This window comes from Bacteroides sp. BFG-606 (assembly GCF_024788145.1).
GTDB lineage: Bacteria > Bacteroidota > Bacteroidia > Bacteroidales > Bacteroidaceae > Bacteroides > Bacteroides vicugnae.
Map to the genome: position 1 here is coordinate 4585715 of NZ_JANUIL010000001.1, position 15439 is coordinate 4601153.

Below are 15439 nucleotides of genomic sequence, written 5' to 3' on the forward strand. Positions count from 1 at the left end.
TCTACAGCCTTCTCCCAAAGAGAGGGAGCAGAAAGTTACTTTTGTTAATTAATCGGTTTTAAGTACATCACCTTTATTGATTGCATTTGTTAATCAATCAGTTATCCCAAAGACCTTATTTCCCTCTTTTAGGAAGAGAATCAGGAAGCGGCTTTACTTTCATTCCGTCTCTGACTTTCATCAAAGCCTCCGTGACATACTGTTCCTGCGGGGAAAGTCCACCCAATACCTGCCGTAAAGTGCCGTCGACCAACTGCCCTATTTCAATATGCCGGTAATGAACTATATTCGAATCATTTACAACATATAAGTACTTGCCTAACTGGTCGGTTCCGATAGAACCCTCTTTCACCAGCATGGCATTTTTAGCTTCTCCATAAGGTAAAGTTATGCTTACATATAATCCGCTCTTCAATACCCCTTTCGGATTATCAAAATTGGCACGAACCATCAGTGTTCCTGTATTCACATCTACATTTGGTGAAAGATAATCGAGCGTAGCCGGATAACTTTCAGTTCCCCCCTTTCCCAGTTGAACCATTATTTTTTTAGGAAGATCAGTCGGTAACTGCTGGGTATCCATCGTCATTGCCAACCATTGATTATCAGCAACATTAAAGTAAGCATACATCTGATTATCTTTATAAATAGTAGCCAATGTGACTGGTTGCAATGAACCGCCTACATAACTTCCTATATCTACAGTCGCCTTACTTATGGTGCCGTCAAACGGTGCACGGACATAACAATATCCCAAGTTTGTACGGGCGGTGCTCAAAGCTGCTTCCGCGTTGCTGACAGCTGCAACACCTTCTTTCACAGAAGATTCAGCCTGAAGTACCTGTATCTGACTGACCGCATCACTCTTTACAGCCTCTTTCATACGGCTATAATTATTACGGGCATATTCCAATTGCGCCTGGGCAGTTCTCAGTTCTGCTTCTGCTTGCTCCACCTGATCTTTGTATAAGGTTGGTTCGATGACAAACAACAGTTGCCCCTGTTTCACCCGTCCACCTGCGACATAAGAGGTAGATTGCAAGGTTCCGTTCACCCTGGCTACAAGATTCACCGTCTTTTCTGTTGTCAGATAACCCGGATAATCTTTCGTCAAAGTAATATCCTCCACTATGGGTTTGGTCACGCTAATTTCCGGAGTTGGCATACCTCCCATCGCTCCTGCACTTTTCTTCTCCTTGCAACCCGTCAATATAGGCAGTGCAAGAAGGATATACATCAGTTTTTTCATATCTGTTAGGTTATATATTTTATAGATTGATTTTTATTCTCTCCAACCACCCCCTAAAGCCTTGTAGAGGGCTATCAGTTGCAAAAGCGAACTACCTTGTGCCTGTACCAGCTGATTCTCATAAGATAACAGAGAACGTTGTGCATCAAGTACGTTTTGGAAAGGCGAAAGTCCCTGTTTATAAAGTTCCAGTGAAAGTTTCAATGTCTCAATACCTTGATTGCGCACTTCCCGCAGGGCTACAATCTGTTTGATTGAATTCCGATAGGAATTCATAGCATTGTCCGTTTCCTGTACGGCAGTTAAAACCGTCTGATTAAACTGGTTGATCGCTTCATCCAGTTGCGCTTTTGCCAGCCGTGTTGCATTCACCAGCTGTCCTCCATTGAAAATAGTCCAGTTCAATGACGGAGCAATTTCATAAGTCATACTTTTACTTTTGGTGAGATCCTTCAGGTCACGGGCGGCATATCCAAATGAACCTTTCAAGAAAACTTTCGGCAGCCAATCCGCTTTCGAAGCTCCGAGCAATGCTGCCTGTGCATTTACGCTCAATTCCGCACTTCGTACATCAGGCCGTCGCAGCAATAAATCGACAGGCATTCCCACTCCGATAGGTTCCATATAATCGGGCAATGTGCCACTGGATTCAAGAACAGGACGAATGTCCTGGGGATACATTCCCAATAAGACAGCCAATGTTGTAATATACTGATTGATACCCGCTTCCAGCTGGGGAATGGAGGCTTTTGTGCTATATAATACAGACTTGGCCTGTGCCACATCGAGTTTAGCAACCAGCCCGGTGTTATAGCGTACTTCCGTGATTTTCAGGACTTCTTCCTGCGAAGCACTGTTTTTCTTTACCACTTCAAGTTCTTGTTGCAACTCCCTTAGATTGATATAAGCCGAGGCTACTTCTGCAGCTAACGAGACCATGACTCCTGTGTATTCTTCCTTGCTGGCAGCAAAATTCTCTTTCTGCGCTTTTACCCGTTTCCGAATACTACCGAAAATATCAAGCTCCCAGCTCATGCTTAACGAAGCATCATAATAATGATCGGTTGTTTGGGGCAGTGAACTCGTATTTCCACTGGTTTCCTGACGGGTCCATCCTGCATTCAATCCGATGGAAGGAAAGAAATTACTGCGTTCTATCCAAAGATTGGCACGAGCGGCAGCTATACGGTTGATTGCCATGGCAACGGAGTAATTACGATCTACTGCCAAAGCTATCAAAGAATCCAGTTTGGTATCTTGGAATGACTTCCACCAATGGTCATCCACCGGAAGTATTTGTTGAAACACTTCCCCGCTCTCTTCCCAATCTTGAGGAAGCGGAGCTTTCAAATAACGGTTTGCGGTCTGTCCAACCGCGGTCACAGTTGAAAGAAACATAAGGAGCGATGTGCCCCACACTCGTATATTCATATCAGTTCAGGTTTTATGAAATGAAAAGATAACAACTAAAGGGTAAGTTTGTTTATCGATTCTTTTTTATACAAGCACTTGCTAAAACAAAAAAAAGCCCTGCATTACTGCAGGGCTTACTATATATCAAAAAGTAACTTTACTTACTTCACTGCTTCCTTATTCAGCAGTTTTTCTTCTAATAGCTCTTTTGGTAGTAGCTACCGGAGCTTCTTCCACCTTGTGTTCGATTTGTACGCCAGCCAATTCCGGGTCAATCATAATACGTCCACAATATTCGCAAACGATTACTTTCTTACGAGAACGGATATCCAGTTGTCTCTGGGGCGGAATCTTGTTAAAGCAACCACCACAAGCATCACGCTGTACGTATACAATACCCAATCCGTTGCGAGAGTTCTTACGGATACGTTTGAACGACTGCAATAGACGCGGTTCGATCTTAGTTTCCAAATCTTTAGCTTTGTCTCTCAATTTCTCTTCTTCCTGTTTGGTTTCAGAGATAATTTCATCCAGTTCGCTCTTCTTCTGCTCAAGGTCTTTCAGTCTTTCGTTAAGAATCTGATCGTTCTTCGTTACTTCAGCCTCTTTTTCTTCTTTATCAGCAGAATATTCTTTGATTCTCTTTTCGCAAAGTTCGATTTCCAATGTCTGGAATTCGATTTCTTTCGTCAAGAAGTCATATTCACGGTTATTGCGAACATTGTCTTGTTGTGACTTATATTTTTCTACTGGAAGCCTTTGCTGTTTCGATTTCTACTCTCTTGCCGGCAATAGCAGATTTCAGTTCATCCACTTCAGCTTTGATCTTGTCGATACGGGTACTCAAACCAGCAATTTCATCTTCAAGGTCTTGCACTTCCAACGGAAGTTCACCTCTCAATGTCTTGATTTCATCAATCTTAGACAACATCGTTTGCAGTTGGAACAGTGTCTTCAGTTTCTGTTCTACCGTCAACTCATTCGGATCTTTTTTTTGCTTCTCTAGCCATTTTACTTATAAATATTTTATGGGATTCGTATTTATTTTACTCAATTGGAGTGCAAAATTAGGAAATAAATCCCGGATTATGGAATAAAAAATTTCTTTTGTATATTGTTCGCTTTCGTAATGACCAATCTCTGCCATCAGAATATCACCCTCGTGGCCGAAATAATCATGATATTTAATTTCTCCCGTAATAAAGACATCCGCGCCCGTCCGAATTGCCTGTGGAAGCAGGAAAGCTCCGGCACCACCACATAAGGCAACCTTCTGTATTTCTCTCCCTGTCAGTTTGTTATGACGTACACAACCCACTTCGAAGATTTTCTTGATACGTTTCAGAAACTCGAGTTCCGTTTCCGATTCATCCAATTCACCTACAATTCCCGAACCTGCTTGCGACCAGTTATTCTGCAACGGATACAAGTCGAATGCCGGTTCCTCATAAGGATGTGCAGACAATAAAGCCTTTATAACTTCCGCTTTCTTATATATAGGAAGAACGGTTTCAATCCTTACTTCATTTTCATGATGCAGCTCACCGATTGTTCCACAGAAAGGATGCGTTCCCTCTTTTGCCCGGAAAGTTCCCTCTCCTTTCAGATTGTAACTGCATGAATCATAGTTGCCTATATTTCCGCATCCGGCTGCAAACAGTGCTTCACGTACACTATCGGCTTGTGCATCAGGCACGAAAGTCACCAGCTTAATCAGACTGTTCTCTTTCGGTTCGAGCACTTTCAGATTCTTCAACCCTATTTTCTCTGCTATCTTATAATTGACTCCACCCTGTGCATTATCAAGATTAGTGTGTGCTGAATAGATTACAATATCATTCTTTATTGCTTTCAGCATACAGCGTTCCACGTAATCTTTGCCCGTGATAGATTTATAGCCTTTGAAAATGAGCGGATGATGCGATATAACGAGATTATACCCTAACGCGATAGCTTCATCCAACACAGCTTCGGTAACGTCAAGACACAACAAAGCCCCTGTTGCTTCCGCTTCTGTCAATCCGATTTGCAGGCCGGCATTATCAAATCCGTCTTGCAATGGCAGAGGCGCGAATCGTTCAAGGGCGCTTACTATTTCCTTAATTTTCATTATTGGTAGAAAATTTGGCTGCAAAGATAATAAATAAAATAGGAATTAATATACTAAGTGATCGTTTTTTAGAGAATTTATCGTTATCCATTTTTTGAGACCACCGTAAAAGATATAAAATACCACCCATAAACTATCAAAAAGGACCTAAAAACTATCTGTTGATAGAAATTCCCCTAAATTACGTCTGATTCCCCCCTACCAAGGTCGACAAAATATCTTAAACTTGCATCATCAAAATTTTTACAACGAATACTCACATTTTAAAAACAACACATATGAAAAGTTTAAGCTTCAGAAAAGATTTGGTAGGAGTTCAGGAAGAATTACTACGTTTCGCATACAAACTGACAACAGACCGCGAAGAAGCAAACGATTTGCTGCAGGAAACCTCATTGAAAGCATTAGATAATGAAGATAAATATACACCCGATACAAATTTCAAAGGATGGATGTATACCATCATGCGCAATATCTTTATCAACAATTATCGTAAGGTAGTTCGCGACCAGACATTTGTCGACAAGACTGACAATCTCTATCATCTTAATTTGCCGCAAGATGCAGGGTTTGAAAGTACTGAAAGGACATACGACCTGAAAGAGATGCACCGTGTAGTCAATGCTCTTCCGAAAGAATACAGGGTTCCGTTCGCCATGCACGTTTCCGGATTCAAATACCGTGAAATAGCAGAAAAACTAAATCTTCCGTTGGGTACTGTAAAAAGCCGGATCTTCTTTACCCGTCAGAAATTACAGGAAGAACTGAAAGACTTCCGCTAAACCGTAACTATTTTCAGATTAAACAGTTAATTTCATTTTTCAGTTTTATCAATAGGCAAAAGGCAAAAAGAGTTCATATTCTTTTTGCCTTTTGCCTGTTTTCATCGGATAAATTCGGATAAAACCGGTTCCGGAATAAAAACTAATTATAATTTTTCGCCTAAAACTTCCGTTATTTATTGAAATTCTGTACTTTTACTTCATCTAAATAATGAATACGATGAAAACAAATTTGACTTTACTGTTCCTACTAGTTATGATGGTTTCTTGCCAGCCTAAGAAAAGTGATAGTATCGAAATGTCCGTAGCCGAGGCTGCAAAGATTGACAGTATCGAAAATTGTGCGGCAGATACGGTCAAAGCTACCGCTATCTTCTGGATTGATAAAGTAGAAACCAAACACTGCAAAGAGTACGGTTTTCGCACAATCAAAGCTAAGGTGCTCATTCGCAAAGACGGGAAGGTTGATTTGCTGTCATTCGTCAAGAAACAATCGCCTGATGTAGAGAAGTATATACGCCATCACCTCTCCAAATTTCAAGTAACGGAAAAGATGTTTGAAGGTGGTTATGTGCAACCCGGAGAGCAATTCGTGCAGCTTCGCTGCTTATGGGGAATGTTGAAAGGCAAATAACAAAAACGCTAAAACCGGTTAGCTTTTGCTTTTCATTTGCACCTTATTTATCATTTGTACCTTGTTTTTCAGTGCATACCGTTCGTCTACGACTCTGTCCGTAGGGAAGAAAGTGAAAATAAGCCGCCACTCTCCTTCCTTATAGATAAATTTACGTCCACTGGCTCCACGAAGAATTGCTTCGTATTTTTCCTGCAAGAAAGCTTCGATATGTTCCGGCATTTCTGTGCCGGATGCTGAAAACTCCACTGTTATAAAGAAGTGTGGAATAGCTATTTCAGCTACTTTATGGAATATCTGGTCAATAACAGTCATTTCCTGGGTTCTTTTGTTATCTCCAGCAGCTTTCCGTATGCATCAAAAGATCGACGTGAAGCCAATGAAATAGTAATCATCAGCGATAGCATAGATGCTGTGAAAGTAATCACCATAATCATCATCTGATACTTGATAGCGACATTCGGGCTGCTTCCTCCCAGAATTTGTCCGATCATCGTGCCCGGAAGAGCTACCAGTCCCATCACGGCAATGTTCGCAATCAGGGGACTAAACGATTTAATGATGGCCTGCCGGATAAATGGAGCCTGTGCTTCCTGCCTTGTCGCTCCGTTTCCCAATAAATACCGATATAGTTGCTGTTCACGTTTCAATCCGCTATAATAAGTATTCAAGGCTATTACATTGCTCGACAGCATATTACCCATCAGAATTCCGAATATTGGAATAAAATATTGAGCGCTAAATATATTATCCAGCTGGAGAACAATACCTATAAAATAGATGCCTACCAATACAACGCTACAAAGAAATCCTACCGTAATAGGAATTAATAAAACACTACGTTTCAACTGGGTGCGTACCAATGCGGTCTGCCCGGCCACGAATACCATAATTATCACCCAAAGGAAGTTGATCCAGGGATTGTTCCATAAAAAGAGATATTTCAGATACATGCCGATAAAGAACAGCTGGATAATCATCCGTAGTGTACCAATCACGGCAGGTTTCAGCAGTCCCGTTTTAAATTTCCAAAGGTAAAAAAACGGAATGGCAAGCAATAGTAACCCTATAAAGAGATTATAATATGATATATCAATCGTTCCCACAATTTATTCTTAACAATTCTATCCGATTTGCGTTACAGTTCAATTAATTACAGTTCTATTAAATAATGGCAGCCCGAAGCAAAGTCATTATCATGTGATACGGCTAACACAGCTGTTCCCTTTTCTGCCTGTCTCCGGAAAAAAGACAGGACTTTACCGGTCGATCCGGCATCTAAAGCAGAAGTCGGTTCATCTATGATAATGAGAGGTTTGTTGAGCATTGCAGCCACAGCCAGCATAATACGTTGGCGTTGACCACCCGATACTTCATTCACTCTCTTTGTATATAATTCGTGTTCCAGTCCCAATTCATCGAAACAAGTAAAAAGTCTTTCTTCCGAAAAAGGTACAGAACGATTCACTTTCAGTCCGAACGGAAGAGCCACCATCTCTTTGACCCATTCAAAAGGTAGCGCTAATTCTTGAGGAATCCATGCAATCTGTCTGCGGACACTATCGATAGTCGATATATCAAGCAATGTTTCCCCTACCTGTATAGATCCTTCTTTCAAAGGCACAAACCCCATTACCGCATTCAGCAACGAAGTCTTTCCACAACCGGATTGACCGACAATGCAAGCCGTTTCTCCCCTTTCCAGCTTCATATTGAAACCGGAGAAAAGCACTTCCGTACCAAAAGCAATACAGGCATTATTAATATGTAACATCTATTTGTTCTCTTGAAAATCTTGCCAAAATTGTTCTGTCATCTTAAACCTTCAAGTATCCAAGCAGTCTTATCTATATAGCAATAACCTCCTTTGCGGATTTTCTCGAAGTTCTGTATGCCGATAGGATAAATTTTATTACTCATATACTCATAACTTTATAAGTTGACAAATACAAAGATAGCCTTTTCCACCCAATAACACAAAGTCCGATACGAAAGTTTTTTCATACCGGACTCAAATGTTAGTGAACAACGTCATAGCTAATGTTGTGTAATCCTTCTGCGCTAAAATAGTGCAATTGCACCTAAAACAGCCAATACGGCAAATATTCCCCACATAACCCACCATGAAGTGCCGTCTCTCATTTCAATATAAGCAGCTCTAAAACATTTGATAGCTACGAGGAACAAAATAAAACTAAAAATGACTTTCATACTTCTCTGTTTTTATTAATTCAATTATGTATATTGTATTTTTGTTATAAGCAATTTCTATCTGATCAGAAGAGGACTTTTTCCCATGATTAACACACCTTCTTGTAACTCTTCAAAAGCCTTCCGACAGTGTAATGATAATATTTGGCTAGCTTCCTCATAAGAACAATCTAATTCTTTCATATATTCTCGTACTAACTCTGGAACATTATAATAATAATTTCCCCATGGATTGAAATTAGCGGATAATACAATTCCGAAATTATTATAAAATATTACGCTTTTAACTTTATTATCAGACGATAATTCAATAGACTTTAATACAGACTGTTCATTTTGCGGATATATATACAGATAATTCCAAAAAAGTTCATTCAAATTTTGTTCAGTAACTTTTTCCCCTATTAACATTAGCTGATCCATTTGAAAAGGTGTGTCTTCTGACTGTTGTTCCATATACTTGACAGCCATATGCGCCTTTAATTCTGGACTAGGTTCTAAAGAGTGGGAATAAACAAAATTATTATCAGTTCGATGCCATTCTCCTTGGGGATGACCAATAGAATCAATCATATAAATATAATCTATCCCACCATCCTCTTCGTTAAAATAAATTTTGAAACCAGGATTAGTAATCTTAAAATCGCAATAAGCGGCAAATGTGGCTTTTTTGAATTTATCTCTTTCTAATCTTGTTTTATTCCATTCACGCATTGCGAAGATTGCACCTCCTAAAATCATTATGAATATCGCCAAAACTAGTACCATTATGAGATTTTTCATAATACTCTTCTTAATCATAAAACGCACCTTTATAATGAAAACCTATTTATTAAATTTACTTATGTCAATAAATAACGCTATATAATCGATTCCTTGAATTTTGATGATGCTCCAACATTTATCCTTTATTTCAGGAACGGTATAACCAAGATTTGCTAATACAAAATATATATTAGCATTTGAAATATCTTGCTCTGTTTTTGCATTCATATCTATAATACGGTACAAAGTGTCATCACCGCTTTTTAATCGAACCAGAACCTCTCGCGCTAGTCCTTTAGAATCATTTATTATAGCTATTGTAGAAACATCTGTTATGGGATTAACAACTTTACTTTTAGGGATAGTAGGATTATTGACTGAGATTTTTTCAAAAATATTCTCTTTTTGCTTCTGGGCAAAAGAAATTGTGCTACATAAGGATAGTACTAAAAACATCAACTGCTTCATATTGTTATTATACTGCCCGCAGATTCCCGAATCGAACGATTCATTTTGGATCAGTTGTAATTCTTGGGGGATTTGGTTAAAATGCTTATTTTTGCATTATGAAAACGAACTCTAAAACTCCACTTCTTCCGGCTGATATTTTAAGCCTATTTCTGCCTTCCGGTATCCTTGAGTACTTCACCGTTGTTGATAGCCTTTCTCAAGAGACCTGCTTTATTCTCTTTTTAGAAGAAACCCCGGTTATTCCTTCTGAACTGTCCCATTTATCCCTTCATTCGAAAGGCTTTTTTCCTGAGATAGAAGTTCAGGATTTTCCTATTCGCGGCAAAGCCGTTTACTTGCGTATCAAACGTCGTCGTTGGGAAGATCCTTCAACCGGTCAGACTTATAGTCGTGACTGGAATTTAGTAGCCACCGGTACTCGCATCACAGCTGAGTTCGGTGCTTTTTTAAAAGAATTACTTAGATAATCATGCCGTTAGCTGTCAAAGTCTGGCCGAGCATTACTGCATGGACGGCAAACAGCTTCAAAATCAATATAAGGACCATTTGAGTGATTATCAGAGTTGGAATCAAAAAGAGCATGCCCAAGACCATATTCTTTACCCTAAAAATATAGGTTATAATCTATGTATCGATGAGACGGCGCTAAGTAAAGGTGAACTTTATACCATCTTACTCAACAGGGATAAACGAGGCCGTAAAGGTTCAATCATTGCCGTAGTCCAAGGAACAAAGGCCGAAGATATTATAGCTATCTTAATGAAGATTCCTAAAGAACAACGTAATCAGGTCAAAGAAATCACATTGGATATGGCAGGAAGTATGCAGAAGATTGCTAAAACTTGTTTTCCACGCGCCATGCAGGTTATCGATAGATTTCATGTCCAGAAACTCGTATACGAAGCCGTACAGGAGTTGCGTATTACTTATCGGTGGCAGGTAATGAAAGATGAGAACAAGGCAATAAAAGCTGCAAAGGAACAAGGAGTAGCTTATGAACCGGAGACTTTTAAAAATGGAGACACGCTTAGGCAGTTACTAGCAAGAAGTAGATATTTACTATTTAAAGCACCTGATAAATGGACTAAAAGCCAGAAGATTAGAGCTGAAATATTATTCAAACAATTTGATGATATCAAGCAGGTGTATTATTATTCTTTACACTTGGGAAAGATATTTTCCACAAACTATGATAAAGATGTAGCAAGAGCTAAATTAGCTTTATGGTATAGTAAAATAGAAGAGTATGGCTATGAAACGTTTGCAACCGTAGCAAACTCTATTGAGAATCATTATGAAAGGATATTAAACTTCTTTGTCAACAGAAGTACCAATGCGGCAGCTGAAGCTTTTAATGCGAAAATAAAAGCTTTCAGAGCCTCCTTCAGAGGAGTCGCAGATATGAGATTCTTCCTCTTTAGATTAGCTAAAGTATATGCATAGCAGAAATTAAGAATGGGTAATCCCCCAAGATTTCCAACTGAGCCTTCATTTTTAGAAAAGTTACTACTATAAAAGAAAAAGCGCGGGAATCTGTACCTGTCACTCGTCCCGCTTATCAAGGCTCTCGCATTGCCCACAGAAGTCTGAACGAGCAACGCAGAAGCCCACGCCGATATGTATAACTGACCATGCCTTTAATAAAAGCATAACAATAGTATAAACACATCCCATGAACATCTACTGCTGCTTTGTTTCGACTTCTGTTCAAAATTTGCGAGATTCTGATAAGCCAAAGACAAAACGTCAAGTAAACGTCTTTCTTTATATAATAGTCCCCCACCCCATCCACCTTACGAAAAGGTATCGGCGTGGAAAACGATGCAAATATATGAAAAAAGTATAAACTAATCTAGTTATTAATTATATTTTTGCCACACCTAAAAAAAAATGATGGTTTATAAAAGTATTTATGTAAACAATTATAATCAATACCCATTGATGATAAAACAATTTCCCATTAGGCAACGGCGAAATCGTCATTGCCTAATGGGAAATTGTTCGTCAGCCAACGGCAATTTTGCATAGAATATGCAAAATTGCAAAAAAAACAGGGAAAGTAAATTGACTTTCCCTGTTTCATAAAGATTAGAATAAAAACTACGCTGCTGGATCGGGTGCTTCGCCACCAGAACCTCCACCTCCATCTGGTTTTTCACCTCCGGTTTCATCTTCATCACCAGCACTTGCACTTACTTCTCTATCTGAGAACAATTCAATACTTGCATTACCAAGCATTACTTTGAATTTGGGTCCAGGAGTAAATACAATTTTTCTTCGAATAATAGTAGCAGCATTTACATCCTCCTCTTTATCCTTGCTCGCAGCATTAATAGCAGGGCGAAATGAACCGAACTCACCAAACCTCACAGAGAAACCTTCTTCCAAGAAAGTAATCATGGTATCTTCTGCACCTTTTAGTATGACATCTACCATGGCACGATGTATACCAGTTCTCTGGTTTACTTCATTACATAGTTTTTCATAACTAATACTACCAATAAGAACATTAGCAGCAACGTACTTCTCTTGCTTGTTCTCCTTATCAAAGTTCAGCACGATTTTTTTCTTTCTATAGCGTATAGCCATAATAATAAATATTTAAATTAATAGTTATATCAAGAAGTCACTCAATTGACTTCTTGACAAAAATAGCACTATATATGTCAATTCAAAATGATAGTGCAATATTTATTTTAATTCACTATATACCAATGTGTTATAACTCATTTTAAGCGTAAATGATTACAAAAACAAGAAAATACGGCAGAATTCTAAGTTCTATCAACAACACCACTATTAGCTCCATCATTATTATCAACATCAGTACTTACATCTATCTATACAACAAGTCCTTTAATTCATATAATAGCAGAAACAGATTCACGACTAACAACAGTCCCAAATTCACCACTAATAATAACAGTGCTAAGTTTATCACTAACAACACTACTAAATCCATGACTAATAACATCGCCAATACTCCTATTTATTTCATCATCTAGTGTGATTTTGCCAATTTTCATTTATCTTTGCCTTACTAATTAATTCAAGAAAGTTATGATGCTGAACGAAAGAGACACTCGTCACGAGCATATATTGCAGGTAGCCCGCCAGATGATGACGGCTGCACGCACTGCTCCCAAGGGAAAAGGAATCGATATTATTGAAGTGGCCCTAATCACTGATGAAGAGATTAAGCAATTATCGGACACTATGATAGCTATGGTAGAAGAACACGGAATGAAATTCTTCCTTCGTGATGCCGACAACATCCTAAGTGCCGAATGTGTTGTATTAATAGGAACGCGCGAGCAGACACAGGGCTTGAATTGCGGCCATTGCGGATTTACCACCTGTGCCGGACGTACTGATGGAGTTCCCTGCGCATTGAACAGCATAGATGTAGGTATCGCAATAGGTTCCGCGTGCGCCACGGCAGCCGATTTACGCGTAGACACACGCGTCATGTTCTCCGCCGGATTGGCAGCACAACGCCTGAACTGGCTGAAAGACTGCAAGATGGTAATGGCAATCCCCGTAAGCGCATCCTCCAAGAATCCGTTCTTTGACCGGAAACCGAAGCAGGAAACCAATGTATAACAGTCACATTGATGCAGAAAACAAACAGATTTTAGATGCAGACAATAAACTGATTTTATAAATAACTAAATATATATAGTCTAATGGGAATCATGGTTGGACTCCCCAGCCCAAGCGGCTCGGAGAAAGATTTGCAGTTGAACTTCGGCAAAAATATGACCGTGCAGGTAGAAATGAGAGCACCTCATTTGCCTGCCGAATGGCATATGCAAAGCGGTATACAGTTGACATGGCCACATGCCGGTACAGATTGGGCCTACATGCTAGCAGAAGTGCAAGAGTGTTTTATCAATATTGCCAGAGAAATAGCAAAGCGTGAATTATTATTGATCGTCACTCCCGAACCGGAAGAAGTGAAAAAGCAGATAGCTGCCACTGTCAATATGAATAACGTCCGCTTTCTGGAATGTGCCACTAATGATACATGGGCACGCGACCACGGAGCCATTACAATGATAGATACCGGCACCCCTTCCCTGCTCGACTTCACCTTCAACGGCTGGGGACTGAAATTTGCTTCCGAACTGGATAATCAAATTACCAAGCATGCCGTAGAAGCCGGAGCCTTGAAAGGCCAGTATATAGACCATCTTGACTTCGTTCTTGAAGGAGGTTCTATCGAAAGCGACGGAATGGGTACATTGCTCACCACTTCCGAATGTCTGCTTTCCCCCCAACGAAACGGACGACTGAACCAGGTAGAGATAGAAGAATACCTGAAATCAACCTTCCACCTGCAAAAGGTGCTTTGGTTAGATCACGGTTATCTGGCCGGTGATGATACCGACAGCCACATCGACACTTTGGCACGCTTCTGTTCTACGGACACCATTGCTTACGTGAAATGTGAAAACAAAGAAGATGAACATTACGAAGCACTGCTCGCAATGGAAGAACAGCTGAAAACATTCCGCACCTTAGCAGGAGAACCCTATCGCCTATTGGCCTTACCCATGGCAGACAAGATAGAAGAAGACGGCGAACGCCTGCCTGCAACTTACGCCAATTTCCTGATTATGAACGACGTTATTCTCTACCCGACATACAATCAGCCGGCGAATGACAAAAAAGCAGAAGAAGTATTGCAACAGGCATTTCCAAATTATCAAATAATTGGAATAGACTGTCGCGCCCTGATTAAACAGCACGGTTCCCTACACTGCGTCACCATGCAATATCCGCTGGGTGTTATAAAGGAGTCATAAAAGAATTACAAAGAAGCTATAAAGGAATTATAAAATAATGAATGAATCAACCCACTAATTATTCATCATGAGAAAGATAAAAGTCGGAATCATCCAACAATCCAATACCGCAGATATTAAAGCCAATCTGATGAACCTCGCAAAGAGTATCGAGGCTTGTGCCGCCCACGGCGCACAACTGATTGTGCTCCAGGAGTTACACAATTCACTTTATTTCTGCCAGACAGAAAACACTAACCTGTTTGATCTTGCCGAACCAATTCCCGGGCCTTCCACAGGCTTTTATTCCGAGTTGGCAGCAGCTAATGAAGTAGTCCTTGTCACCTCTCTTTTTGAGAAACGTGCTCCCGGACTTTATCATAACACCGCTGTCGTATTCGACCGCGACGGAAGCATTGCAGGAAAATACCGGAAAATGCATATTCCCGATGATCCGGCTTACTACGAAAAGTTCTATTTCACTCCGGGAGACATCGGCTTTGAACCGATTCAAACTTCCTTAGGAAAACTGGGCGTATTAGTATGCTGGGATCAATGGTATCCGGAAGCTGCCCGTCTGATGGCACTGAAAGGTGCAGAACTTTTAATTTATCCTACCGCCATTGGCTGGGAAAGCAGCGATACGGACGATGAAAAAGCCCGTCAACTCAATGCCTGGATTATTTCACAACGCGCTCATGCCGTTGCCAATGGACTTCCTGTTATCTCCGTCAACCGTGTAGGACACGAGCCTGATCCATCCGGACAAACAAACGGTATCTTATTCTGGGGAAACAGTTTTGTAGCGGGACCACAAGGGGAATTTCTGGCACAAGCCGGAAACGATCACCCGGAAAACATGGTAGTGGAAATAGATATGGAACGTTCGGAAAACGTTCGCCGTTGGTGGCCTTTCCTTCGTGATCGCCGGATTGACGAATATGATGGGCTAACCAAACGCTTTCTGGATTAAAGATTGCTCCAACATAGCTTTACTGCAAAAAGTTTATTGTAGGA

At 40.2% G+C, this 15439-nt stretch carries 18 protein-coding genes and 2 pseudogenes; 8 read left to right on the top strand and 12 right to left on the bottom strand.

Going from position 1 to position 15439, the window contains the following annotated elements:
* Positions 1–115 precede the first annotated feature (115 nt).
* From NXV01_RS17170 to NXV01_RS17185, 4 genes and pseudogenes are all read right to left on the bottom strand, one after another.
* A complete protein-coding gene (locus tag NXV01_RS17170; RefSeq protein ID WP_167511854.1) occupies positions 116–1249 on the bottom strand; it encodes an efflux RND transporter periplasmic adaptor subunit in 1134 nt (377 codons plus the stop codon).
* Positions 1250–1282: 33 nt separating this feature from the next.
* On the bottom strand, positions 1283–2680 hold the full coding sequence (locus tag NXV01_RS17175; protein WP_004295943.1) for an efflux transporter outer membrane subunit: 1398 nt from the start codon (positions 2678–2680) through the stop codon (positions 1283–1285).
* A gap of 159 nt (positions 2681–2839) precedes the next feature.
* Positions 2840–3638: pseudogene (locus NXV01_RS17180) on the bottom strand (zinc ribbon domain-containing protein).
* Positions 3639–3677: 39 nt separating this feature from the next.
* Positions 3678–4772, bottom strand: a complete 1095-nt coding sequence (locus NXV01_RS17185; protein WP_148366674.1) for a Nif3-like dinuclear metal center hexameric protein — start codon at positions 4770–4772, stop codon at positions 3678–3680.
* A gap of 278 nt (positions 4773–5050) precedes the next feature.
* Here NXV01_RS17185 and NXV01_RS17190 point away from each other — a divergent pair, with 278 nt between their 5' ends.
* A complete protein-coding gene (locus tag NXV01_RS17190) occupies positions 5051–5554 on the top strand; it encodes an RNA polymerase sigma factor (protein ID WP_004303051.1) in 504 nt (167 codons plus the stop codon).
* Between the two features lie 220 nt (positions 5555–5774).
* Positions 5775–6188 carry a DUF4891 domain-containing protein gene (locus NXV01_RS17195; protein ID WP_259022946.1) on the top strand — a complete coding sequence of 138 codons (414 nt, stop codon included), beginning with the start codon at positions 5775–5777 and terminating at the stop codon, positions 6186–6188.
* Positions 6189–6206: 18 nt separating this feature from the next.
* Here the strand turns inward: NXV01_RS17195 and NXV01_RS17200 are convergent, their stop codons facing one another.
* The 7 genes and pseudogenes from NXV01_RS17200 to NXV01_RS17230 form a co-directional block, all read right to left on the bottom strand.
* Positions 6207–6503 (bottom strand): hypothetical protein, encoded by a 297-nt coding sequence (locus tag NXV01_RS17200; RefSeq protein ID WP_004308920.1) that lies wholly within the window; start codon positions 6501–6503, stop codon positions 6207–6209.
* On the bottom strand, positions 6500–7294 hold the full coding sequence (locus NXV01_RS17205; RefSeq protein ID WP_148366671.1) for an ABC transporter permease: 795 nt from the start codon (positions 7292–7294) through the stop codon (positions 6500–6502). Before NXV01_RS17205 ends, NXV01_RS17200 begins: the two co-directional genes overlap by 4 nt.
* 47 nt (positions 7295–7341) lie before the next feature.
* Positions 7342–7962: an ATP-binding cassette domain-containing protein gene (locus NXV01_RS17210; RefSeq protein ID WP_195650730.1), complete on the bottom strand. Its 621-nt coding sequence runs from the start codon at positions 7960–7962 to the stop codon at positions 7342–7344.
* Positions 7963–8012: 50 nt separating this feature from the next.
* Positions 8013–8108: pseudogene (locus NXV01_RS17215) on the bottom strand (AAA family ATPase); the annotation flags it as partial.
* Between the two features lie 141 nt (positions 8109–8249).
* Positions 8250–8399 carry a hypothetical protein gene (locus tag NXV01_RS17220; protein ID WP_008998617.1) on the bottom strand — a complete coding sequence of 50 codons (150 nt, stop codon included), beginning with the start codon at positions 8397–8399 and terminating at the stop codon, positions 8250–8252.
* 57 nt (positions 8400–8456) lie between these two features.
* Positions 8457–9200, bottom strand: a complete 744-nt coding sequence (locus tag NXV01_RS17225) for a hypothetical protein (RefSeq protein ID WP_217722851.1) — start codon at positions 9198–9200, stop codon at positions 8457–8459.
* Between the two features lie 24 nt (positions 9201–9224).
* Positions 9225–9632, bottom strand: a complete 408-nt coding sequence (locus NXV01_RS17230; protein ID WP_217722854.1) for a hypothetical protein — start codon at positions 9630–9632, stop codon at positions 9225–9227.
* Between the two features lie 98 nt (positions 9633–9730).
* Here NXV01_RS17230 and NXV01_RS17235 point away from each other — a divergent pair, with 98 nt between their 5' ends.
* Positions 9731–10102 carry a transposase gene (locus NXV01_RS17235; RefSeq protein ID WP_259021647.1) on the top strand — a complete coding sequence of 124 codons (372 nt, stop codon included), beginning with the start codon at positions 9731–9733 and terminating at the stop codon, positions 10100–10102.
* Between the two features lie 40 nt (positions 10103–10142).
* Complete coding sequence (locus NXV01_RS17240; protein WP_259021648.1) at positions 10143–11078, top strand: transposase; 936 nt, start codon at positions 10143–10145, stop codon at positions 11076–11078.
* 657 nt (positions 11079–11735) lie between these two features.
* Here NXV01_RS17240 and NXV01_RS17245 read toward each other — a convergent pair.
* Positions 11736–12224, bottom strand: coding sequence for an HU family DNA-binding protein (locus tag NXV01_RS17245; protein ID WP_099147043.1), 489 nt, complete (start codon positions 12222–12224; stop codon positions 11736–11738).
* Between the two features lie 152 nt (positions 12225–12376).
* Here NXV01_RS17245 and NXV01_RS17250 point away from each other — a divergent pair, with 152 nt between their 5' ends.
* The 4 genes from NXV01_RS17250 to NXV01_RS17265 all read left to right on the top strand — a co-directional run bounded on the left by NXV01_RS17250 (position 12377) and on the right by NXV01_RS17265 (position 15395).
* Positions 12377–12640, top strand: coding sequence for a hypothetical protein (locus tag NXV01_RS17250; RefSeq protein WP_141561026.1), 264 nt, complete (start codon positions 12377–12379; stop codon positions 12638–12640).
* 55 nt (positions 12641–12695) lie between these two features.
* A complete protein-coding gene (locus tag NXV01_RS17255; RefSeq protein WP_099147042.1) occupies positions 12696–13238 on the top strand; it encodes a ferredoxin domain-containing protein in 543 nt (180 codons plus the stop codon).
* A gap of 83 nt (positions 13239–13321) precedes the next feature.
* Positions 13322–14443 (top strand): agmatine deiminase family protein, encoded by a 1122-nt coding sequence (locus NXV01_RS17260; protein ID WP_148366669.1) that lies wholly within the window; start codon positions 13322–13324, stop codon positions 14441–14443.
* A gap of 67 nt (positions 14444–14510) precedes the next feature.
* The gene (locus tag NXV01_RS17265) at positions 14511–15395 is read left to right on the top strand and encodes a carbon-nitrogen hydrolase (protein ID WP_099147040.1); all 885 of its coding nucleotides are present in this window, start codon (positions 14511–14513) and stop codon (positions 15393–15395) included.
* Positions 15396–15439: the final 44 nt, after the last annotated feature.

What these genes read in the sequence shown, in the direction of transcription:
- NXV01_RS17220 (WP_008998617.1), bottom strand. Translation starts at nt 8,399, where the DNA reads ATGAAAGTCATTTTTAGTTTTATTTTGTTCCTCGTAGCTATCAAATGT.
- NXV01_RS17245 (WP_099147043.1), bottom strand. Translation starts at nt 12,224, where the DNA reads ATGGCTATACGCTATAGAAAGAAAAAAATCGTGCTGAACTTTGATAAG.
- NXV01_RS17255 (WP_099147042.1), top strand. Translation starts at nt 12,696, where the DNA reads ATGATGCTGAACGAAAGAGACACTCGTCACGAGCATATATTGCAGGTA.
- NXV01_RS17185 (WP_148366674.1), bottom strand. Translation starts at nt 4,772, where the DNA reads ATGAAAATTAAGGAAATAGTAAGCGCCCTTGAACGATTCGCGCCTCTG.
- NXV01_RS17170 (WP_167511854.1), bottom strand. Translation starts at nt 1,249, where the DNA reads ATGAAAAAACTGATGTATATCCTTCTTGCACTGCCTATATTGACGGGT.
- NXV01_RS17225 (WP_217722851.1), bottom strand. Translation starts at nt 9,200, where the DNA reads ATGATTAAGAAGAGTATTATGAAAAATCTCATAATGGTACTAGTTTTG.
- NXV01_RS17195 (WP_259022946.1), top strand. Translation starts at nt 5,775, where the DNA reads ATGAAAACAAATTTGACTTTACTGTTCCTACTAGTTATGATGGTTTCT.
- NXV01_RS17260 (WP_148366669.1), top strand. Translation starts at nt 13,322, where the DNA reads ATGGGAATCATGGTTGGACTCCCCAGCCCAAGCGGCTCGGAGAAAGAT.
- NXV01_RS17200 (WP_004308920.1), bottom strand. Translation starts at nt 6,503, where the DNA reads ATGACTGTTATTGACCAGATATTCCATAAAGTAGCTGAAATAGCTATT.
- NXV01_RS17235 (WP_259021647.1), top strand. Translation starts at nt 9,731, where the DNA reads ATGAAAACGAACTCTAAAACTCCACTTCTTCCGGCTGATATTTTAAGC.
- NXV01_RS17175 (WP_004295943.1), bottom strand. Translation starts at nt 2,680, where the DNA reads ATGAATATACGAGTGTGGGGCACATCGCTCCTTATGTTTCTTTCAACT.
- NXV01_RS17250 (WP_141561026.1), top strand. Translation starts at nt 12,377, where the DNA reads ATGATTACAAAAACAAGAAAATACGGCAGAATTCTAAGTTCTATCAAC.
- NXV01_RS17265 (WP_099147040.1), top strand. Translation starts at nt 14,511, where the DNA reads ATGAGAAAGATAAAAGTCGGAATCATCCAACAATCCAATACCGCAGAT.
- NXV01_RS17210 (WP_195650730.1), bottom strand. Translation starts at nt 7,962, where the DNA reads ATGTTACATATTAATAATGCCTGTATTGCTTTTGGTACGGAAGTGCTT.
- NXV01_RS17190 (WP_004303051.1), top strand. Translation starts at nt 5,051, where the DNA reads ATGAAAAGTTTAAGCTTCAGAAAAGATTTGGTAGGAGTTCAGGAAGAA.
- NXV01_RS17240 (WP_259021648.1), top strand. Translation starts at nt 10,143, where the DNA reads ATGGACGGCAAACAGCTTCAAAATCAATATAAGGACCATTTGAGTGAT.
- NXV01_RS17230 (WP_217722854.1), bottom strand. Translation starts at nt 9,632, where the DNA reads ATGAAGCAGTTGATGTTTTTAGTACTATCCTTATGTAGCACAATTTCT.